A 21220-nucleotide genomic window follows, 5' to 3' on the forward strand; every position below is an offset into this window, starting at 1 on the left:
TCTCGTTAGGTCTGTGACCGTCGCGATCCGCGCGGACTCGCGCCTGACGTCACCCCTCCGACACCGTGCAGTCACGCCTGTAGTCCTCTGACCTGGGCTTTCGTCCAGCATTTTTCGTCGTACTTAGGGTAGGTTTCCCTAATGCACCCGGGTTGACCCCGGGACGCAGACGAAGGAGGCAACGAACGCTCATGACTGCTCAGCACTCAGTGACACCCGCACCGCCGTCCCCCGCACACGACGACAACTCACACGACCACGACGCGCACAGCGCCGGCAGGTACGACCCTGGCGCACACGACCGCCACACGCACAACCCCGACTCCCGCGTCCACGACATCGTCGGCATCGGCATCGGGCCCTTCGGACTGGGGCTTGCCGCCCTGTCCGATCCGCTGCCCGACGTCGACGCCGTCTTCCTCGACCAGCGCGCGGAGTTCCGCTGGCATCCGGGCATGATGATCGAAGGCGCGACCATCCAAGTGCCCTTCCTCGCCGACCTCGTCACCATGGCCGATCCCACGTCGCCGTATTCGTTCCTCCAGTTCCTCAAGGACCGCCGGCGCCTCTACCCGTTCTTCATCCGCGAATCCTTCTACCCGCTGCGCGCCGAATACGACGAGTACTGCCGGTGGGTCGCCGCTCAGTTGGGGACGCTGCGCTGGAACCGGACGGTCACCTCGGTGACCAATGACGGCGGCGTCTACCGGATCCTCGCCGAGGTGACCGACGCCTCCGGACGGATCGTCGACATCGAGACCTACCGCGCGAAGCACGTCGTCCTCGGCGTCGGCACCGCACCGGTCCTCCCCCCGGCGCTGCAGGCCCTGACGAGCAGCGACGCCGAAGCGGCCGGCAACGGCCCCGTCATCCACACCGCGGACTACCTGGCCAACCGTGAACGGCTGCTCGCGGCGGGATCGGTGACGATCATCGGCAGCGGACAGTCCGCCGCGGAGATCTACCGGGACCTCATCGAGGACGCCGAGGACCGTGGGGTAAGCGTCGACTGGATCACCCGCTCGCCCCGGTTCTTCCCCATGGAGTACACGAAGCTCACCCTGGAGATGACGTCACCGGAGTACACCGACCACTTCCGCGCCCTGCCCGATGACCTGCGCGGACGGATCGGACGCGAACAGCGCGGCCTCTACAAGGGCATCAGCGCGGACCTCATCGACGACATCCACGACACGCTCTACCGGCTCAGCCGCGGCGGTCGGCGACTCCTGACGACCCTCGCCACCGATGCGGAGCTCATCTCCGCCCGCCCCGCCGAGGCGACCGCGGAGTACGAGCTGACCTTCCGCAACCCTGTGCTCGGGCAGACCTTCACCCGGTCGGCCGGTGCCGTCGTCGCCGCCACCGGGTACCGCGCCGGTGTCCCGGCGTTCCTCGGCCCGCTCGGCTCGGAGATCCACCGCGATCGCGAGGGCCGCCTCGACATCAGCCGCGACTACACCGTCAATGCGGCCGGCACGATCCACGCCCTCGGCATCGAAGAGCACACCCACGGCGTCACGGGTCCTGACCTCGGGTTCGGGCCGTGGCGCGCCTCGGTGGTGCTGTCCCAGGTCACCGGTCGTGAACCCTATCCGATCGAACGGTCGATCGCGTTCCAGACCTTCGGGGTTCCCGGCACCGAGGCGACCGCCGAGACAGACCGCACCACCGAGGAGACCGCGCGTGCCGCCGACGAACCCAATCGCACGAAGGAGATGACCCACGCATGAGCACCGACACGATGAACACGGCGACGGACGAGGCCGGTGCAGGCACTGACTGCGACACCGGCCCCGCGCCCGGCACCAGCCGCGCGACCGGAATTGCCGCGACCACGCTGACCGCGGCAGGGGATGCCGCAGCCGCCGAGATCGCCCGGTCGATCTCGATCGTTCCGCTCGACCCGCAGGGCCACGCCGAGGAGGTCCACGCCTGGCTGACCCACCCGCGCTCGCACTTCTGGCAGATGACCGACTTCGACCGACAGGCCGTGGGGTCCTATCTCGAGGCGATCCGCGCCTCGGCGGATGAGAACGGCTGGATCGGGCTCATCGACGGCGCGCCGGCCTTCTACGTCGAGACCTATGCACCGTCGCTGCTCATCCCCACCGCGGTCATCGCCGAGGAGCCCGGCGACATCGGGATGCACCTCCTCATCGCTCCACCACAGGGCCGGACCCGCAGCGGCCTCACCGACGCCGTCATGGCGCGCGTCATCGACTTCTGCCTGCGCCCGCACTCACAGGGCGGACGCGGGGCCAGCCGAGTCGTCGTCGAACCCGACGTCGGGAATCCGGCGATCCACGCGAAGAACGCAGCCGCCGGCTTCCGCGTCATCGCCGAGGCGGAGGTGCCGCTGGGGGAGACGACGAAGACCGCGCTCGTGAGCACGTGCACCCGCACGGACTTCGCGACGAGCCGCCTCGGGCGGCTCATCGCCGGAGCCGGCGTCACCGGGAACGGCGGAGACGACGAGGCAGGCGACGGCGACCGAGATCGGCAAGGCGAACGCCTCGGCGAGGGCGACCCCGAGCCTCTCACGCAGGACGACTATGCCCACCTCACCCCTGAGGCATTCGCCGTGGTCAGCCGCCATCTCGTCGCGAAGTCGATCGCCGAGTTCGCCCACGAACGGCTCATCGCCCCCAGCCAGAACCCTGAGGCCGGCGAGCACGCGTGGGTGCTGACGATCCCGGGCGACCCCGACAGCCCGGGAAGCGGACCGGACGATCACCCGGCGGCCCCCGTCATCCACTACACCTTCGAGGCGCGCGTCCTCCCGCTCGAGCACTGGGTCATCGATGACGCGAGCATCTCGCGGTTCCGGGACGGGCGGGCGGTCAACCTCGATGCGCAGGAATTCGTCCTCGAACTCCAGGACAGCCTCGGCGTGCCCGAGGACCTCATCTCGACGTACCTCGAGGAGCTCGCCTCGACGGTGGCCGGCAGCGCGTTCAAGCTCACTGCGGCGCGCAGGGGTGAGCGCCCGGATTCCGCGGCGCTCGCCGATGCCGACTTCCAGACGATCGAGGCCGCGATGACCGAAGGCCACCCCGGCTTCATCGCGAACAACGGGCGCATCGGGTTCGGACTGCGCGACTACCGCAGGTGGGCGCCGGAGACCGGCAGACGCAACCGCCTCGACTGGGTCGCCGTCGACCGGGAGCAGTCGCACCTGGCGCTGGGCGACGGACTCGATGAGGAGAGGCACCTCGCGTGGACTCTCAGCGACGACGAACGCGAGCTCTTCGACAGCCGACTCGCCGCCGTCGGCAGACGCCTCGAGGACGTGCACCTCATGCCGGTTCATCCGTGGCAGGCCGACCACCGGCTGGCGATCACGTTCGCCGCCGACATCGCCCGCGGCGGACTCATCCCGCTCGGGCCCGGCCTCGACGACCACCAGGCGCAGCAGTCGCTGCGGACGTTCTTCAACCATTCGCGTCCGGGCGCACCCTATGTCAAGGTCGCCCTCGCGGTGCAGAACATGGGGTTCCTCCGCGGACTCTCACCGACGTATATGCGCGACACCCCCGCGATCAACGACTGGGTCGCTCGCCTCGTCGACGGTGATCAGGCGTTCGCCGCTGCCGGGTTCCGTCTGCTGCGCGAACGCAGCGCGATCGGCTACACCGGCGATGTCTACCACCGCACCCGCGCGACGAACCCGCACCGGAAGATGCTCGCCGGGCTGTGGCGGGAGAACCCGCTGCCGCTGCTCACCGACGGCCAGCGGACGATGACGATGGCGGCCCTGCTTCATCGCGACCACCTCGGCGAATCCCTCGTCTCCCACCTCATCCGCCGTTCGGGACTGAGCGCAGAGGACTGGGTGCGGGCCTACCTGAGGGCGTATCTGCAGCCGCTCGTGCACGGGCTGCTCGCCCATGATCTCGTGTTCATGCCGCATGGGGAGAATCTCATCCTCATCCTCGACGCCGAGGTCGTCACCGGGGTCTTCATGAAGGACATCGGCGAGGAGGTCGCCTACCTCGGCGAAGGAGAGCTGCCGCCCGCTGTCGAGCGGATCCGCGCGGTCGTTCCCGGTGAGGAGAAGGCGCTCGCGATCTTCACCGATGTCTTCGACGGGGTGCTGCGGCACCTGGCGGGGATCCTCGACGTCGACGGACTGCTCGAGGCCTCCCGGTTCTGGGCTCTCGTCGCCGAGGTCCTCGACGCATATCAGGGGGAGCACGCCGAGGTGGCACGCGGCATCGCCGGCGACATCGATCTGCGGGCGCCGCGGTTCAAGCATTCGTGCCTCAACCGGCTGCAGCTGCGCAACACGAAGGAGATGGTCGACATCGGCAACCAGGCCGACTCGCTGATCTTCGCCGGCACGATGCGCAACCCGGTGGGGCGCTGATCCCGGCCGGTGTTCCCCGGCGGTGACCGCCGCGGTGACACTGGGCGGGGCTCGGCGGTGCCGCTAATATCGATCCCACGGCCGCCCACTCCGGGGCGGTCGCCGGGGTCGAGGCACCGGACCGTTTCGAAGGCGCACACATGGGCAAGCAGAACGACCGGCCGACACTGGCCACGGTCGCCGAGCGCGCCGGTGTGAGCATCAAGACCGCCTCCCGCGTGCTCAACGGGGAGAAGCACGTCGCCAGCGCCACGGCCGCGAAGGTCGAGACGGCCGCCGAGGAGCTCGGCTTCCGCCTCAACTCCGCGGCCCGGCGCCTGCGCGAAGGCAGCCGCTCACCCTACATCGGAGTCGTCCTCTCCGACATGGACGACCCCCTCCAGGTCCGCCTCCTCGCCCGGCTCGAAGCCGACCTCGCCGAGCGGGGGCTGCGGACCGTCGTCACCGTCACCGGCGGAGACGCCGAGCTCGAGCGCACCTTCGTCGACGAATGCCTCAGCGGTGACATGTCCGGCATCTGCGTCGTCTGCTCCCAGCCGGAGTCGGCGAGCATCTATGCGACGATCTCCCGGGGTCCCACCTCGGCGATGACCGGCGAGATGGCCGTCGTCTCCCTCGACCCGGCGGTCACGGGGCCGGGCATCGTCACGCTCGCCGCCGACGATGTCGACGCCGGTCGGCGCGCTGCCGAACAGCTCGTCCGCCACGGCCACATCAGCATCGGCGTCATCGGGGATCGGGCCCATCTCGAATCGCAGAAGCGCCGGCTCGCCGGCATCCGTGAGGTCCTCGGCGACCGCGGCGACATCGGGTGGCGGGCCTTCCTCGACGAGGATGCGCACGACCAGGCGAGCGCGAAGAACGTCGTTGCCGCCCTCCTCGGCTCCCGGGCCGCCCCGACCGCGCTCATCACGCTCTCGGCGACCGTGACGAAGGGCGCGATCGACGCCAGTCGCCGCCTCGACCAGTGGCCGGCTGTCGTCGGCATCGACGACTTCCCCGGCGCGGATCTGCTCGACGTCACCGTCGTCGACGCCGACATCGACGCGATGTCCGCCGAGGCGGTCCGGCTCCTCGACGGGGGCGCGCCGGAGAGTGGGGCGGGGCAGGGCGGCGGGGCGCGTCCGGCCGGGGAATCGCTCGCCGATGGCGCTGAGTCCGCGCGGACCGACGAGGCACGAGGCGAAGCCGCCGCATTCGCGCGCGTCCACCTCATCCGCCGCGGCAGCGGTGAGGAATCACCCCGCCAGGTCACCGAGCGCTGAGCCGACGCGAGGAAGGAATCACCGCGGGGGTGGTTGACAAACGACACCGGTGGGCGAAATATGTTGACCAACCTGACAACGTTGTCAGAATGATGAAAGGTTTCGCGAATGCGCAGGTTCCGCCCCCAGTCACACGCACAGAAGTCGTCTCTCACCGCCGTGCCCACAGCGCTGAGGAAGCCGCGCCGGCTCGCGGTGCTCGGCGCCGCGGTCGCGATCTCGGCCCTCGCGCTCAGCGGCTGCGGCAACCAGAAGGGCCAGGGCAACGAAGCCGCCGATTCCGGCGGCGGTGACGGCCCGGTGACGATCGCCCTCCTCCTGCCCGAGTCGAAGACGACGCGCTACGAATCCCTCGACAAGCCGAACTTCGAGAAGTACGTCGCCGAGGCGAGCCCCGATGCGACGGTCGAGTACCGCAACGCCAACCAGGACGCGACCCAGCAGCAACAGCAGTTCGAAGCCGCGGTCACCGAGGGCGTCGACGTCATCGTCCTCGACCCCGTCGACGCCTCGGCGGTCTCCTCCTCCCTGTCGAAGGCCGAAGCGAAGCAGATCCCCGTCGTCTCCTATGACCGGTTCTTCGAGGGCGCCGACTACTACACGTCGTTCGACAACAAGAAGATCGGCAACCTCCAGGGTCAGGCCCTCCTCGACGGACTCGAGGCCAAGGGCGTCGACCCGACGTCCGGACCGGTGTGGATGGTCAACGGCGACCCGAAGGACCCCAACGCCGCGGACTTCAAGGCCGGTGCCGAGGAGACGCTCAAGGGTGCCGGCGTCGACATCGCCGCCAACCACGACACGCTCGATTGGAACCCCGACGATGCCCGCCAGTGGGTCGAGGGCCAGCTGCAGGGCGGGGGTGAGAAGCCGATCGCGATCTACGCGGCCAATGACGGCACCGCCGGCGGGGTGCTCGCGGCGACGACGAAGGCGAAGCAGGATCCCGTCGTCACCGGGCAGGACGCCGAGGTCGACGGACTGCAGAACATCCTCAAGGGCGAGCAGTACGCGACGATCTACAAGTCGATCCCGCCGCAGGCCGAATACGCGGCGAAGGCCGCGGTCGCACTGGCCAACGGGGAGAAGCCCGAGGCCGGCACGACGTACAAGGACACCCCGACGGACTTCGTCGAGGCGAAGGTCGTGACGAAGGACACGATCAAGGACATCGTCGGCGATCAGATCAAGGCCTCCGACATCTGCTCGGGCATCGATGAGAAGCTGTGCACGGATGCCGGAATCAAGTAGGACGGTCCGACCAGCCCGATGACCTCACAGACGAACGATCCGACGCCCGCTTCCGGGCGGGCGTCGGAGACGCCCCAGTCCACTGCTTCCCAGCCCGTGCTCCAGCTGCGCGGGATCGACAAGCGATTCGGCGCCGTCCAGGCGCTCACCGACATCAACCTCACGATCGGCCGCGGCGAGGTCGTCGGCCTCGTCGGCGACAACGGCGCCGGCAAGTCGACGCTCATCAAGATCATCGCCGGCGTCCACTCCGCCGACGGAGGCGAGCTCATCATGGGCGGACGCCCGCAGAAGTTCTCCTCCCCGAAGGACGCACAGCGAGCCGGGGTGGCCACGGTGTTCCAGGATCTCGCACTCTGCGAGAACCTCGACGTCGTCGCCAACCTCTTCCTCGGTCACGAGCACACCCGCGGCGGCGTCCTCGACGAAGTCGCGATGGAGGCGAAGTCGTGGGAGCTGCTGCGCAGCCTGTCCGCGAAGATCCCGAGCGTGCGCGTGCCGATCGCCGCCCTGTCCGGCGGCCAGCGCCAGACGGTGGCGATCGCCCGGTCCCTCCTCGGCGAACCCTCGCTCGTCATGCTCGACGAACCGACGGCCGCCCTCGGCGTCGCCCAGACCGCCGAGGTGCTCAACCTCATCGAACGCCTCCGTGACCGTGACCTCGGGGTGCTCCTCGTCAGCCACAACATGGCCGATGTCCAGGCCGTGTGCGACCGTGTCCACGTGCTGCGGCTGGGCAAGGACGCCGGGGACTTCCCGGGAGACGAGCGCACCGACGTCCTCGTCGCCGCGATCACCGGAGCCAACGACAACGTCGTGACCCAGCGGGCCGCGCGGAGGGGTGAGCGCCGATGACCCGCAATTCCCTCATCACCGACGAGCGGATCTCCGACGAGGGGCTCGTGCGGACGTTCGTCCGCCGGATCCGGGAAGGCCAGCTCGGGTCGTTCCCCGTCATCCTCGCCCTCGTCGTCATCGTCATCGTCTTCCAGTCGGCGAACAGCAACTTCCTCTCACCGGCGAATCTCGTCAACCTCTCCACCCAGGTCGCCTACCTGGCGATCCTCGCACTCGGGATCAACCTCATCCTCCTCCTCGGCGAGATCGACCTCTCGCTCGCCCAGCTCGGCGGTCTCGCCGCCTCGGTGCTCGGTGTCCTCGTCGTCCGGCAGGGGGTCCCGCCGGTGATCGCGGTGACGATCATCCTCCTGCTCGGCCTCGTCATCGGGGCGATCCAGGGCTGGTTCTTCGCCGTCGTCGGGATTCCCGCGTTCGTCGTCACCCTTGCCGGTCTGCTCGCGTTCACGGGGCTCACGCTCACGGTGCTCGGCACCCAGAAGAACCTCTCGATGGCCGATACGTTCGTCTTCGACTTCGCCAGCTACTACTTCCCGGCGTTCTGGGCCTACGTCTTCGGGGCGATCGCCGTCATCGGCTTCGCCGCCGGCATCATCCATTCGAAGCTGCGTCGGCACTCCGCAGGCCTCGACAGCCCGAGCTGGACGGCCGTCATCGTGCGCATCGTCGTCCTCGCGGCGATCGTCTTCGGCTTCCTCATCCTCGTCAACCAGGACTTCGGACTCGCGCTGCCGTTCTTCCTCATGATGGTCATCGCGATCATCATCGACCTCGTGCTGCGCAAGACCCGCTACGGACGCTCGATCTACGCCGTCGGCGGCAAGGTCGAAGCCGCCCGGCGCGCCGGCATCCGGGTGACGTGGGTGCGCATCAGCGTGTTCATGACCGCCGGGGTCCTCGCCGCCCTCTTCGGCTTCGTCAAGGCCGGAGTGACGACGAACGCCGGGTCGACGCTCGTGGGCACCCAGGACCTCCTCAACGCGATCGCCGCGGCCGTCATCGGCGGCACCTCCCTCTTCGGCGGGCGGGGGTCGGCGTGGGCCGCGGTCCTCGGGGCGTTCGTCGTCGGCGCGATCAACAACGGTCTCTACCTCATCGGCTTCAACTCCGATATGCAGCAGATCATCACCGCCCTCGTCCTCCTCACCGCCGTCGTCATCGACGCCGTCAGCCGGCGCGGACAGCGGTACGTCGGCAGGGGGTGAGGTCTGCTCCACCAGCGCCGAGGCGGGGGCGAGGTCAGGGGGTGACCCCACCTCACCCCCGCCTCGGCGATTTTGGTACAGTCATGGGCAATGACATGGGGTGCCCGGCGGCAGTCGCGCCGGGCTGAGAGGACACCCATCGAACCTGATCTGGGCCATGCTAGCGAAGGGATCGTCATGACTGACATCGATCTGTCGTCGGCGCACGCACGTCTGCGCGCGGCGAATCCGCTCATCCAATGCATCACGAACACGGTCGTGCAGCAGTTCAGCGCGAACGTGCTGCTCGCCGTCGGTGCGTCCCCGGCGATGCTCGACCATGAAGCCGACGCCGCACAGTTCGCGCACCTCGCCGGCGGTCTGCTCGTCAACTTCGGAACCGCGACGAACCAGCAGTTCCTCGCCGCCGACGCCGCGATCGGAGCCGTCACCGCGGACTCGACTCCGTGGGTGCTCGACCCGGTGAGCATCGGCGCAGTCGACCACCGCACCACCCGCATCCGCCGGGCCGCCGCCGATCGCCCGACCGCGATCCGCGGCAACGCCTCGGAGATCGCGGCCCTGGCAGGAGCCGGGGCCGGCGGGCGCGGCGTCGAATCCACCGACGAGGTCGACGCCGTCCTCCCCGCGGCGGCCGAGCTCGCACGGACCAGTGGGGCGATCGTCGCCGTCTCGGGCAGACGCGACGCGATCGTCGCCCACATCGACGGCGTCGATCACATCGCCCGTGTCGACGGGGGCCATGAGTTCATGCCGCTCGTCATCGGCACCGGGTGCTCGCTCGGTGCCGTGACCTCCGCCTACCTCGCCGCCGTGCCGCCGGCCGGTTCGAGTTCCGGTGCGGGGCCGGCCGGACTCGCGGCGTTCGAACAGTTCACCGCCGTCGTCGCCGCCCACGCCCACTTCGCCGTCGCCGGCGAAGCCGCAGCGGCCGGTGCCGCCGGACCGGGCAGCTATGCCGAACACTTCCTCGACGCCCTCTACACCACCGACGATGCGCGCATCGGTCAGGCACGGGTCGAAGTGACGAGAGCATGAGCGCGACGAGTGAGCGCCTGGCCGGCGTCGACGCCCGCCTCTACCTCGTCACCGATTCCGCCCAGAGCCGGGAGGCCGGACGCACCGTCGCCGAGACCGTGCTCGCGGCCGTGCGCGGGGGAGTCGGCATGGTCCAGGTCCGCGACAAGGACATCGACGACACCGAGTTCCTGACCCTGACCAGGGAGGTCATTGCCGCCGTCGCCGAGGCGGTGGCGGGTACGGACCGCCGCGTGCCCGTTGTCCTCAACGACCGGGTCGCCGTCACCCGGCACCTCCTCGATGAGGGCGCCGACGTCCACATCCATGTCGGACAGACCGACACTCCCGTCGCCGAGGTGCGCGACCTCGTCGGACCCGACCCGCTCATCGGTCTCTCCGCCGCCAGCGACGCCGAGTTCGCCGCCGCCCGGGCTGCCGGCGCCGTCGACCTCGTCGGGATCGGGCCCGTCTTCGACACGACGACGAAGACCGACGCACCGGCCGGGATCGGTCCCGACCGCCTCGGCGAACTCACGGCCGAGGCGGGTCTGCCGGCGGTGGCGATCGGCGGCATCGATGCCAGCCGGGTCCCGCAGCTGCGCGGCCGCGGACTGCTCGGCTTCTGCGTCGTCTCGGCGATCTGCCGGGCTGCCGACCCGGAACGGGCGGCCCGGGAGCTGCTCACCGCGTACGGCGACGGGACCGCGCCGGGTGCCGGCGAGGACGGGGGAGCGGCATGAGCACGCGGCCACCGATCACCCTGTCGATCGCCGGCACCGACCCCTCGGGCGGGGCGGGCATCCACGCCGACCTCAAGACGTTCACCGCCCTCGGGGTGCTGGGGACCACGGCGATCACCGCGCTCGTCGCGCAGAACACGCACGGGGTCTCCCGCGTCTACCCGATCGATGAGGACTTCGTCGTCGCCGAGCTCGACAGTGTCCTGAACGACATGCCCGTCGATGCGACGAAGACGGGGATGCTCGGGTCGACGTCGCTCGTCGACCTCGTCGTCGATCGGGCGCGCACCTCCGATCTCGGGTTCTTCACCGTCGACCCGGTCATGGTGTCGACGTCCGGGCACCGCCTCCTCGAGGTCGATGCGGTCGCCGCCGTGCGGGAGCGTCTCCTGCCCTTCGCCGATCTCATCACCCCGAACCTCCCCGAGGCCGCCCTCCTCCTCGGCGACGATGTCGCTGAGGCCCAGACCCCGGCTCAGATGCGCGACCAGGCACGCGAGCTCATCGCCCGGGGTGCCCGGGCGGTGCTCCTCAAGGGCGGTCACGCCGCGGACGGGGACGTCGCCGACATTCTCGTCACCGCTGATGGGGAGATCGCCGAGTTCTCCCACCCCCGGATCTCCACCCCGAACACGCACGGCACCGGGTGCACCCTGTCGGCTGCGATCACCGCCGAGGCGGCCGTGCTCAGGCGGGCGAACGGCGGAGAGGCGCTGAGTGCCGAGGAGGTGCACGGGGCCGTCGAGCGCGGACTCGACTTCCTCGCCCGCGCGCTCGCCTCGGCCGCGGACTGGCAGGTCAGCCTCGATGCGGCCGGTGCGCACGGGCCCGTCGACCACCAGGTCGACGTCCGCCGTCGCGGATAGCCTGTCGACCCGGCCGCTTCCCACCCGGCTGATTCCGGACAGTCCGATTCCCGTCTGATTCCCGTCCCATTCCGACCCCGAGGAGAGACCACTCATGAGCATGAACTTCGCCGCCGGACCGCACACCACCGCGCTGTGGGAGGACGTGCGCCCGATCATCGACGAGATCGAAGCGCTGCCGTTCCTCACCCAGCTCGCCGAGGGCACGCTCGCCCCGCTCGCGTTCACGAACTACATCACGCAGGACAGCATCTACTTGAGCGGGTATGCGAAGGCGATGTCGTTCCTCGCCGGGAAGACAGCGGACAGAGGAGAGTCCCGGTTCTGGTCGACCTCGGCGGCGGAGGCGATCACGGTGGAGGAGGAGATGCACGCTCAGCTGCTCTCCGATGAGCGGCTCGCCGTGGCCCACGCCGAGCTCGAGGCCACCGACCATCTGGGACCGTCGCCGACGACGCTCGGCTACGTGTCGTTCCTCGTCGCCACTGCGGCGAGCCGGTCGTACGGGGAAGGTGTCGCCGGTGTCCTCCCGTGCTTCTGGGTCTACGCGCACATGGGCAAAGTGCTCGTCGAGAAGGCGGGAACGATGAGCGAGAATCACCCGTACCGGACGTGGGTGCAGACCTATGACTCCCCGGAGTTCGACGAATCGACCCGGCAGGCCGTGGCGATCTTAGAGCGCGAGTTCGACCGGGTTCCGGCTGACGAAGCCGCACGGATGCGCGCGGCGTTCGAACGCGCATGCGTCTACGAACTCCACTTCTGGGCCTCAGCGCATGCGATGCAGAATTGGGACGCCTCCGTCTTCGCGAGGTGAGGGGCGGACGCCAAGGAAACTACGGCCGACCCTCCGGAATCACCGATGACGACAGTGCTGACTTCCGTATTGTGGTTGGATATGGTGTATGGGAACGAGATCTGATGGCAATCCGGTAATGGAACTTGCCGATCTGTTTGATGCATGGAATACCAACGAAACGCCCAAAACGAGCCGGGGGTTCAAACGGGATCCAGGCCAAGCGACTCAACGTCACATTGAGGCGATGGAGCTCTTCACTGAAACTCGTCGTACTCTTGAGTTCCTCAGCACCCACAGCTTGGTCGCTGAGCGTTGTCTCCAGCACGTTCCCAAGATGGCCCGCGCGATTCTGGCTGTACAGTCCAGCTGGGATAGTAGCCAGCTCGACTCATACAACTTCGATCCGGTGATGATGGAGGCCTTACGCCTCGCCGCTTACGATGTACAGAGAATCCTCGACGAGAACACGCGGCACGCTCCCCGGGTGGACGATCTCCTCGGCGAAGTCCGCCAAATTCTCGTCGAAGACGAGTCGATCAGCGGCGAAATGAAGCGGTACATCAACGAACTCTTAAGCTCGATTCGAGCCAACATTGAACGGAACGGCCTTGGACAAGAATTCGACTTTGGCCATGCGATGGAGCAACTGTGGGTTGCACTCTTAGCTGCTCAGGGCGCGTCGGAGGATGAAAAATCGCGATGGGCGGCGGCGGCAAGTCAAGTAAAGAATGTCGCAACCGGATTCATCAAGTACGGAGCTGCTTGGGCAGCTCTCGGGTTTCAAGGCTACGCTCAGTTCGCCATTGGCGCTGGTCGTTAGCCTTCAAATAGGCAAACAGAAGGGCGAGGCGGGTGTCCACATCATCTAGCACTTGGTCACTCGCCAATTCCGCATCTATCGCAGCAAGAGGTCAATTTTTTAGCCCGATTCGCTTTTAGGCAGCGCTGTCCGGACGGTCGTCGATGATGAGGGTGAGCGGAGCGATCGCGCTCATCGCCAGCCACCCGCGGCACAGCGTGGTCCAGAGGATGACGCCGTCGACCTCCGTCAGCGGCACCCGATCGCGGCGCGGACACGTCAGCCGTCCGATGAGGAAGACGATGCCCGTGAAGCTCGCTGCGATGAAGAGCAGGGCCACGAGATCCATGACGGTGCCTCCTCCCAGCCGAAGCGGATCCTGTGATTCCAGTGTCTCTCCGCATCCAGAGCTTGGAAAGAGTCCAATCGCTCATCAGTGGACTCTTCGCGGCAGGTGAGAGGGGCCGTGTGAGGGCTGAACGGCGTGAGACCGCAGTCCGGACCGAGTCCTCAGGTGACCCCGAGGCTCAGGAGACCGCGAGGCTCAGGGGCCTGCGGGACTCAGGAGACCGCGAGGCTCAGGAGAATGCGAGGCTCAACCGCTTCGCCGACTCGACGACGGCGGCCGCGGCTGCCGCCCCCTGTTCGGGGGTGATCGAGGCCGGAAAGGTGAAGCGCACACTCGTCTTCGCAACCTCGGCGTCGATGCCGAGAGCGAGGAGCACATGCGAGGGCTCATCGGAGCCGACCGCGCACGCCGATCCGCTCGATGCCGTGACACCGAGCCGCTCGAGCTCGAGGAGCACCGCCTCCCCGCTCGTGCGCGAGAAGCAGAACGAGGCATGGTTGGGGGTCCGCGCCGCAGCGCTGCCCGTGAGCAGTGCGCCGTCGACCGCCCCGACCACCTCGGCGATGAAGGCATCCCGGATGCGGGCCACCCGTGCGGCCGCCTCGACCCGTTCCGCCTCGGCGAGTTCGAGGGCCGTGGCGAACGCGACGGCCAGGGCGACGTTCTCCGTGCCCGACCGACGCCCCGACTCCTGACCCCCGCCGTGGATGATCGGCTCGACCGGGACCCGGGCACGGATCGCGGCGACCCCGATGCCCTTCGGCGCCCCGATCTTGTGCCCGGCGAGCGTGAGGGCGTCGACCCCGAGATCGCCCAGCGGCAGCCATCCGGCGGCTTGGACGGCATCGGTGTGCGTGAGCGCACCGACCTCGCGGGCGATGTCGGACAGCGTCGAGACATCGGCGACCGTGCCGATCTCATTGTTGGCATACCCGAGGCTGACGACGGCGGTGTCCTCTCGCAGCACCGCGCGCAGAGCCTCGGCGGTGACCGTGCCGTCGGGCTCGACGTCGACGAAGGAGACGGTGAAGCCGTGACGTCGGCGCAGATGATCCGCCGAGGCGAGCACCGCCTCGTGCTCGAGCGGTGAGGTCACGAGGTGGCGGCGGCGGGCGGTGCCACCGTCCTCCGGCAGGCCGCCGAGCGCCATCCCGATGACCGCGAGATTCGCCGCCTCGGTGCCGCCACCGGTGAAGACGATGTCCGTGCTCCGCCTCCCGAGGACCCGGGCGACTCGCGCCCGGGCGTCGTCGAGGGCCTCCGCGGAGCGCCGCCCGATCTCATGATGGCTCGACGGATTGCCGAAGGCCCCGGCGAGATACGGCCATGCCGCCTCAAGAGCTTCGCGCCGCACCGGCGCGGCGGAGGCGGTGTCGAGGTAGAGCGGGTCCATCTCAGTCGGCCGCCGTGCGGATGACTGGATCAGCGGCCGCGGAGGCAGGATCCGCGCTCGCCCCGGGTGCTGGAATCGGCGCATCATCGGCCGCGGGTGCCGCCGCGGCGGCGGTGAGCACGAGGTCGAGGCCGAGGTCGATCGACCGGACACTGTGCGTGAGCGCACCGGAGGAGATGACATCGACGCCGGTGGCCGCGATCGCCTCGACCGTCTCGAGCGAGACGTTGCCGCTGGCTTCGACGATCGCCTGATCGCCGATGAGGGTGACCCCACGGCGCAGATCGGCCAGCGAGAAATTGTCGAGCATGATGATGTCGGCCCCGCCGTCGAGGACCGCGGGAATCTGCTCGAGCCGGTCGACCTCGACCTCGATCATCGTCGTGTGCCCGAGCCGCTCCCGCGCCGTCAGCAGCGCGGCGGTGACGTCGCCGCCGGCGCCGGTGAGCACGCCGAGGTGGTTGTCCTTGACCATGACCGCATCCGAGAGCCCGAACCGATGACTGTGCCCACCCCCGCAGCGCACCGCGTGCTTCTCGAACGCGCGGAGGCCCGGAGTGGTCTTCCGAGTGTCGGCGATCCGTGTCCTGCCCCCAGCGGCATCGACGAATGCCCTGGTCAGAGTCGCAATTCCGCTCATCCGCTGGGTGAAGTTGAGAGCGATCCGCTCGGCGCGCAGCACACCGCGCGCCGGCCCCGACACGGACGCGAGCACCTGGCCGGCGGCGAAGGCATCCCCGTCGGCCAGGCTCACCTCGACGTCGATCGTCGGATCGGTGAGGGCGAACGCGGCGGCGAAGACCTCACCGCCTGCGAAGACGCCGTCCTCCCGGGCGCGCAGCTCAGCGGTGGCCGTGGCCTCCGCGGGAACGAACACCTCGCCGGTGATGTCACCCCAGGGTGCGTCCTCGGTCAGCGCAGTCCGCACTGCCGTCTCGATCGTCGCCGTCGTCAGCATGAAGCCGCCTCCTCGGTGTGGGGGTGGATCGTCGTCCGACCCCCGGACCCAGTGGTCACGGGCGTCGAGGCCGCAGGGGCCGCCTCGGCGCAGGTCGCATCGGGCAGGGCGTCGGGCCGATGAGGTTCGTCGGTGCGGACATGAGCGCCGATGCTCTCGGTGCGAGCCAGAGCGTGCCCGGCCATCGTCCGTGCGATGAGCGTGAGATTCGCGGTTTCGAGGTCATGCCGTTCGAGCACAACGTCGTCACTCGGGCGAAGGTCGTCTCCTTGTGGCGTGCCTGGGCGGTCGTTCGATCCGGCGCCGAGGTGGTCGAGGAGTTCGGTGAGGCCGGCAGCGGTGCGTTCGAGGCCGAGGTGCTGCCAGGCCAGCGCCTGCAGCGCCGTGCGCGACAGCGGCGCTGGGCGATGGAGCTCGTCGGTCGCCGAGGCGGTCTCCCGGTTCGGTGCCGATGCGGTTCGGTTCTCCTCGGCTCTGGTGCCGGATGCCGTCGTGCCGGCGAGCGTCATTCCGCTGTGCGTCTCCTCGTCGAGGTCGGCGGTGATCGCGGCGGCGGCCCGCGCTCCGAAGACCGCGCCTTCGAGCAGGGAGTTCGAGGCGAGACGGTTGGCTCCGTGGACGCCCGTGCAGGCTGCCTCGCCGACGGCGAAGAGGCCCTCGAGCGAGGTGCGCCCCTCGAGGTCGGTGGTGATGCCGCCCATGACGTAGTGCGCGGCGGGGGTGACGGGTATGAGGTCGTCGGCGAGCGAGAGCCCGTGGGCAGACAGGTGCGCGGCGATGCTCGGGAACCGGGCATCGACGTCGGGGATCGCCCGCGCATCGAGGTGACAGGGCCGACCGTTCTGTCCGGCCATCGTCCGGCGGAGGGCGAGGGCGACGACATTGCGCGGTGCGAGCTCGGCGCGCGGATCGATCGCGGGCATGAACCGTCGACCGCGGGCATCGCGGAGCAGCGCCCCTGCACCGCGGACGGCCTCGGAGACGAGGAAGCCCGATCCGGCGAACGCCGTGGGATGGAATTGGACGAACTCGAGGTCGCTGACGGCCGCGCCCGCGCGGATCGCCGCGGCGAGACCGTCACCGGTCGCCGCCGGCGGATTCGTCGTGTGGGCGAAGAGCTGTCCGGCCCCGCCGGTCGCGAGGACGACGGCATCGGCGGCGATGCACTCGACAACGCCGTCGCGCCCATGCACGCGGACCCCTGTCACCGCCGGCGCCCCGGCAGCCGCCGCAGGCTCGGCGGACTGCGCAGGCCCGGTGACGAGGTCGACGAGCATCGTCTCCGTCCGCACTGCGATCCGGCCGGCGTCCGCCTCGGTGCGGACCGCGGAGCCGAGGGCCTCGACGATCGCCCGCCCCGTCGCATCCCTGCCGGAGTGATAGATCCGGGCCGCGGAATGCGCGCCCTCGAGGCCCCGCTCCCACCCTGCGGGATCGAGCGGATCGACGCGGGGCTCCAGCCCGCCGGCAGGCCCGGGATCGCCGGTCCCGCCTCGGCGATCGAAGCGCACCCCGGTCTCCGCGAGCTCACGGATGCGCGCGGGACCCTCGGTGCAGAGCACCCGGACGGCGCTCGCATCGCAGAGCCCGACACCGGCGGTCAGCGTGTCGGCGATGTGGGCGGCAGCGGAGTCATCGGGGCTGAGCACTCCGGCGATACCGCCCTGGGCCAGCGCCGTGTTCGAGTCGCCGAGGCGGTCCTTCGTCACGAGGGTGACCTCGTGGGCGCCGGCCAGGTGCCGGGCCGTGGTCAGGCCGGCGATGCCGGAGCCGATGACGACGACGTGGCCCACGTCAGATCCTCGGCTTCGCGGCGAGCATCCGGTCGAGTGCCACCCGGGCCGGGTCGGCCACCTCGGCATCGACCGTGATCTGATTGACGACCCGACCGTCGAGGAGGGATTCGAGGACCCACGCGATGTAGCCGGGGTGGATGCGGTACATCGTCGAGCACGGGCACACGACGGGGTCGAGACAGGAGATCTCGTGCTGGGGATGGTCGGCGGCGAGCCGCTGGACGAGGTTGATCTCCGTGCCGATGGCGAACGCGGTCGGTTCGGCAGCGGTTTCGATCGCCTTCGTGATGTAGGCCGTCGACCCGGACTCGTCGGCGGCGGCGACGGTCTCGCGCGGGCACTCGGGGTGGACGATGACGCGGACGTCCGGATTCGCGGCACGGGCGGCAGCGATCTGGGCGGGAGTGAAGCGCTTGTGGACGGAGCAGAAGCCCTGCCAGAGGATGACGCGGGCGTCGTCGAGGACCTCGGCGGTGTTGTTGCCCAGCGGTCGGCGGGGGTTCCACAGGGGCATCCGGCCGGGGTCGATGCCCATGTCGATGGCGGTGTTGCGGCCGAGGTGCTGGTCGGGGAAGAAGAGGACGCGGTGCCCGCGTTCGAAGGCCCAGTCGAGCACCACCTCGGCGTTCGATGAGGTGCACACGATTCCGCCGTTGCGGCCGCAGAATCCCTTGATCGCGGCCGAGGAGTTCATGTACGTCACGGGGACGACGGGCACCTTGCCGGATGCGTCGGGTGCGGTGCCCCACAGCTCGGCCAGTTGCTCCCAGCAGTCCTCGACCTCATCGATCGTCGCCATGTCGGCCATCGAGCACCCGGCGGCGAGGTTGGGGAGGATGACGGCCTGGTCAGGGGTCGAGAGGAGGTCGGCGGTCTCGGCCATGAAGTGGACGCCGCAGAAGACGATCGCCTCGGCGTCGGGATGGTTCTGGGCGGCACCGGCGAGCATGAACGAGTCCCCGATGTAGTCGGCGTGTTCGACGACCTCGACGCGCTGGTAGTGGTGGCCGAGCATGACGACGCGGTCACCGAGCGCAGTCTTGGCGGCGATGATCCGCTCCCGCAGCTCATCCGCCGAGGCGTCCCGGTACTCCTGCGGGATCTCGCCCTGACGCGGCGCCGAGGCGGGGACCGGGTCAGCGGTCGAAGCGCCGGGGCCGTAGCCGGGGGAGGCGTCGACGTCCCACGGTGCGGTGACGAGGTCGTCGCCGCACATCGATCCTGCGGTGGTGCCGGCGGAGATGTCTTTGAGGGTGAGCTCGATCGAGGCTGTCGTGGTCATCGTCGTCCTTCGGGGTTCGGCACCTTATTTGCGCACTTTTGAGCTTAATCATCTGTGGCGGGAAAGTGCAACCGACGCGGACCCGGGTACGCTGGTGGCAGGCTCGCGATCCGGGCCGGCTCCATGACAACGGTGCTTGCGACCGGTGCAGGCAGGCAGCGCGCGACCGCGCGGATGCCCCGGCCCACCGTGCGCGCCGAGACAGCCAACCACAGAGGATTCCCATGCCCGATGCGGCAGACGACAGCAGGCAGACAGAGACGACGCCGGTGTACGGGTCGGGGGCACCGCCGCGGCGCGTGCGCACCGTCGATCTGCTCAAGGCGAAGGCCGAGGGACGGCGCTGGGCGATGCTGACCAGCTACGACCAGTACACCGCCGCGCTCTTCGAGGAGGCGGGAGTCGAGGCGCTCCTCGTCGGCGACTCCGCGGCGAACAACGTCTTCGGCTACGACACGACGCTGCCGGTGACCGTCGACGAGCTCATCCCGCTCGCCCGCGCCGTCGCCCGCGCGACCTCGCGGGCCCTCATCGTCGCCGACCTGCCCTTCGGCAGCTACGAGATCTCCGATGAGCAGGCCGTCGCCACGGCCGTGCGCTTCATGAAGGAGGCCGAGGTCCACGCCGTCAAGCTCGAAGGCGGGCAGCAGGTCGCCTCCCGGATCCGCGCGATCACCGCGGCCGGGATCCCCGTCATGGCGCACATCGGGTTCACCCCGCAGGCCGAGCACAACCTCGGAGGCTATCGCGTCCAGGGCCGCGGTGATGCCGCCGACGCCCTGCTCGCCGATGCCCGTGCCGTCGCCGAGGCGGGGGCGTTCTCCGTGGTCATGGAGATGGTGCCAGCCCCGCTGGCCGCCCAGGTCACCGCCGAGCTGAGCATCCCGACCGTCGGCATCGGGGCCGGCGCGGACTGCGATGCGCAGGTCCTCGTGTGGCAGGACATGGCGGGTCTGCGGCCGGGGAAGGCACCTCGTTTCGTCAAGCGCTTCGCCGATGTCCGATCCGTCCTCACCGAGGCGGTCGAGACCTATGTCGCCGAGGTGGCCGGCGGACAGTTCCCCGAACCCGAGCGGAGCTTCGAGTGATGTCGTCGGCGCAGGCGAAGGGGTCGCAGGCGGACGGGTCGGGTGCATCGGGGGCGCGAGCGGCTGAGCCGGGCGCTGCGACCTCGGGTGCGGAGGCATCGGGTGCTGCGACCTCGGGCGCGGAGGCGTCGGGGACTGAGAACCGGGCCGGTGGCCTGGAGATCGGCGGGATTCCCGCGCTGCGGGAGTGGCGGAAGCGGCAGACCGGGACGGTCGCGCTCGTGCCGACGATGGGCGCCCTCCACTCCGGGCACCGCGCGCTCATGGAGCGTGCCCGGCAGACGGCCGACCACCTCGTCGTGTCGATCTTCGTCAATCCGCTCCAGTTCGGCCCCGGCGAGGACTTCACGCGCTACCCGCGCCCCTTCGCCGAGGACATCGCCGCGTGCGAGGAGGCCGGAGCCGATTTCGTCTTCGCCCCGGCGTTCATCGAGATGTACCCGTCGGCCCCCGAGGTCACCGTCACCGGCGGACGCATGGGTGCGGTGTTCGAAGGAGCCGACCGGCCCGGCCATTTCGATGGGGTGCTCACGGTCGTGACGAAGCTCTTCACCCTCATCGAGCCCGATGTCACCGTCTTCGGGCTCAAAGACATCCAGCAGTTCTCCCTGGTCAGGCGACTCATCGCCGACCTCGACTTCGATATCGAGCTCATCGGCCTGCCCGTCGTCCGCGACCGCGACGGCCTGGCGACCTCGAGCCGGAACGAATACCTCAGCCCGGGGGAGAGGGCTGCGGCGCTCGCGATTCCCCGCGCACTGGCGGCGGCGGAGAAGGCGGTGCGCATCGACAATGCGCTGCCGCCCGACACCCTCGAAGTCGCCCGCCGGGTGCTCGACATCGGCATTGAGTCGGCCCAGGCGGACGGCGGACCCGACGTCAGGGTCCACTACCTCAGTCTCGTCGACGCGGCGACCCTGCAGCCGGTGGCCGACCATTTCCGCGGTTCGGCGCTGCTGCTCGCCGCGGTCACCGTCGGCACGACCCGGCTCATCGACAACGTGCCGGTGGAATTCTCCGCGGAGTAATTGCCGGGTCATTGTCAACGATCACAGGACGATTCTCGGGCGATCCGTCGAGGTGATTCTGCGGCTGATGAGCGATTCCCCGGCGGCGCGGCGGTGAGCGAATGCGGACTCGGATCGATCCGTTTCGCGGCCATTCTTGCATTCGCCGCCGGCC

At 69.4% G+C, this 21220-nt stretch carries 18 protein-coding genes and 1 riboswitch; of the genes, 13 read left to right on the forward strand and 5 right to left on the reverse strand.

The window, feature by feature from the left end; genetic code table 11:
• The first annotated feature begins 191 nt into the window (after nt 1–191).
• The 11 genes from FJ887_RS03560 (at nt 192) to FJ887_RS03610 (ending at nt 13193) form a co-directional block, all read left to right on the forward strand.
• Complete coding sequence (locus FJ887_RS03560; protein ID WP_137827005.1) at nt 192–1733, forward strand: lysine N(6)-hydroxylase/L-ornithine N(5)-oxygenase family protein; 1542 nt, start codon at nt 192–194, stop codon at nt 1731–1733.
• On the forward strand, nt 1730–4369 hold the full coding sequence (locus tag FJ887_RS03565) for a GNAT family N-acetyltransferase (RefSeq protein WP_249356925.1): 2640 nt from the start codon (nt 1730–1732) through the stop codon (nt 4367–4369). Before FJ887_RS03560 ends, FJ887_RS03565 begins: the two co-directional genes overlap by 4 nt.
• A gap of 140 nt (nt 4370–4509) precedes the next feature.
• On the forward strand, nt 4510–5634 hold the full coding sequence (locus FJ887_RS03570; RefSeq protein ID WP_140954802.1) for a LacI family DNA-binding transcriptional regulator: 1125 nt from the start codon (nt 4510–4512) through the stop codon (nt 5632–5634).
• A gap of 108 nt (nt 5635–5742) precedes the next feature.
• A complete protein-coding gene (locus FJ887_RS03575; RefSeq protein WP_249356773.1) occupies nt 5743–6885 on the forward strand; it encodes a substrate-binding domain-containing protein in 1143 nt (380 codons plus the stop codon).
• A gap of 18 nt (nt 6886–6903) precedes the next feature.
• Nucleotides 6904–7740 carry an ATP-binding cassette domain-containing protein gene (locus FJ887_RS03580; protein WP_212743320.1) on the forward strand — a complete coding sequence of 279 codons (837 nt, stop codon included), beginning with the start codon at nt 6904–6906 and terminating at the stop codon, nt 7738–7740.
• Nucleotides 7737–8948, forward strand: coding sequence for a sugar ABC transporter permease (locus FJ887_RS03585; RefSeq protein ID WP_137825657.1), 1212 nt, complete (start codon nt 7737–7739; stop codon nt 8946–8948). The genes FJ887_RS03580 and FJ887_RS03585 overlap by 4 nt, the downstream gene beginning before the upstream one ends.
• 86 nt (nt 8949–9034) lie before the next feature.
• Nucleotides 9035–9138, forward strand: a riboswitch (TPP riboswitch).
• Nucleotides 9126–9986: a hydroxyethylthiazole kinase gene (gene thiM / locus FJ887_RS03590; RefSeq protein WP_137825656.1), complete on the forward strand. Its 861-nt coding sequence runs from the start codon at nt 9126–9128 to the stop codon at nt 9984–9986. Its footprint overlaps the riboswitch before it by 13 nt.
• Nucleotides 9983–10708 carry a thiamine phosphate synthase gene (gene thiE / locus FJ887_RS03595; RefSeq protein WP_137825655.1) on the forward strand — a complete coding sequence of 242 codons (726 nt, stop codon included), beginning with the start codon at nt 9983–9985 and terminating at the stop codon, nt 10706–10708. The genes thiM and thiE overlap by 4 nt, the downstream gene beginning before the upstream one ends.
• The gene (thiD, locus tag FJ887_RS03600; RefSeq protein ID WP_137825654.1) at nt 10705–11574 is read left to right on the forward strand and encodes a bifunctional hydroxymethylpyrimidine kinase/phosphomethylpyrimidine kinase; all 870 of its coding nucleotides are present in this window, start codon (nt 10705–10707) and stop codon (nt 11572–11574) included. Before thiE ends, thiD begins: the two co-directional genes overlap by 4 nt.
• 94 nt (nt 11575–11668) lie before the next feature.
• Nucleotides 11669–12391, forward strand: coding sequence for a TenA family protein (locus FJ887_RS03605; protein ID WP_140954801.1), 723 nt, complete (start codon nt 11669–11671; stop codon nt 12389–12391).
• Nucleotides 12392–12509: 118 nt separating this feature from the next.
• Nucleotides 12510–13193, forward strand: coding sequence for a hypothetical protein (locus tag FJ887_RS03610; protein WP_137825652.1), 684 nt, complete (start codon nt 12510–12512; stop codon nt 13191–13193).
• Nucleotides 13194–13308: 115 nt separating this feature from the next.
• Here FJ887_RS03610 and FJ887_RS03615 read toward each other — a convergent pair whose 3' ends face one another.
• The 5 genes from FJ887_RS03615 to nadA form a co-directional block, all read right to left on the reverse strand.
• Nucleotides 13309–13521, reverse strand: a complete 213-nt coding sequence (locus FJ887_RS03615) for a hypothetical protein (RefSeq protein WP_137825651.1) — start codon at nt 13519–13521, stop codon at nt 13309–13311.
• A 229-nt stretch (nt 13522–13750) separates the two neighbouring features.
• Nucleotides 13751–14914 (reverse strand): cysteine desulfurase family protein, encoded by a 1164-nt coding sequence (locus tag FJ887_RS03620; protein ID WP_137825650.1) that lies wholly within the window; start codon nt 14912–14914, stop codon nt 13751–13753.
• 1 nt (nt 14915) lies between these two features.
• Nucleotides 14916–15872 (reverse strand): carboxylating nicotinate-nucleotide diphosphorylase, encoded by a 957-nt coding sequence (gene nadC / locus FJ887_RS03625; RefSeq protein WP_137825649.1) that lies wholly within the window; start codon nt 15870–15872, stop codon nt 14916–14918.
• Nucleotides 15866–17665: an L-aspartate oxidase gene (nadB, locus tag FJ887_RS03630; RefSeq protein WP_137825648.1), complete on the reverse strand. Its 1800-nt coding sequence runs from the start codon at nt 17663–17665 to the stop codon at nt 15866–15868. The genes nadC and nadB overlap by 7 nt, the downstream gene beginning before the upstream one ends.
• A gap of 1 nt (nt 17666) precedes the next feature.
• Nucleotides 17667–18950 carry a quinolinate synthase NadA gene (gene nadA / locus FJ887_RS03635; RefSeq protein WP_137825647.1) on the reverse strand — a complete coding sequence of 428 codons (1284 nt, stop codon included), beginning with the start codon at nt 18948–18950 and terminating at the stop codon, nt 17667–17669.
• A gap of 224 nt (nt 18951–19174) precedes the next feature.
• On the opposite strand from nadA, the gene panB reads away from it, so the two are divergent.
• Nucleotides 19175–20038 (forward strand): 3-methyl-2-oxobutanoate hydroxymethyltransferase, encoded by an 864-nt coding sequence (gene panB, locus FJ887_RS03640; protein WP_137825646.1) that lies wholly within the window; start codon nt 19175–19177, stop codon nt 20036–20038.
• Nucleotides 20038–21066: a pantoate--beta-alanine ligase gene (gene panC / locus FJ887_RS03645; RefSeq protein WP_249356772.1), complete on the forward strand. Its 1029-nt coding sequence runs from the start codon at nt 20038–20040 to the stop codon at nt 21064–21066. Before panB ends, panC begins: the two co-directional genes overlap by 1 nt.
• The last annotated feature ends 154 nt before the right edge of the window (nt 21067–21220 follow it).

The organism is Brevibacterium sp. XM4083 (assembly GCF_006489205.2).
Classification (GTDB): domain Bacteria; phylum Actinomycetota; class Actinomycetes; order Actinomycetales; family Brevibacteriaceae; genus Brevibacterium.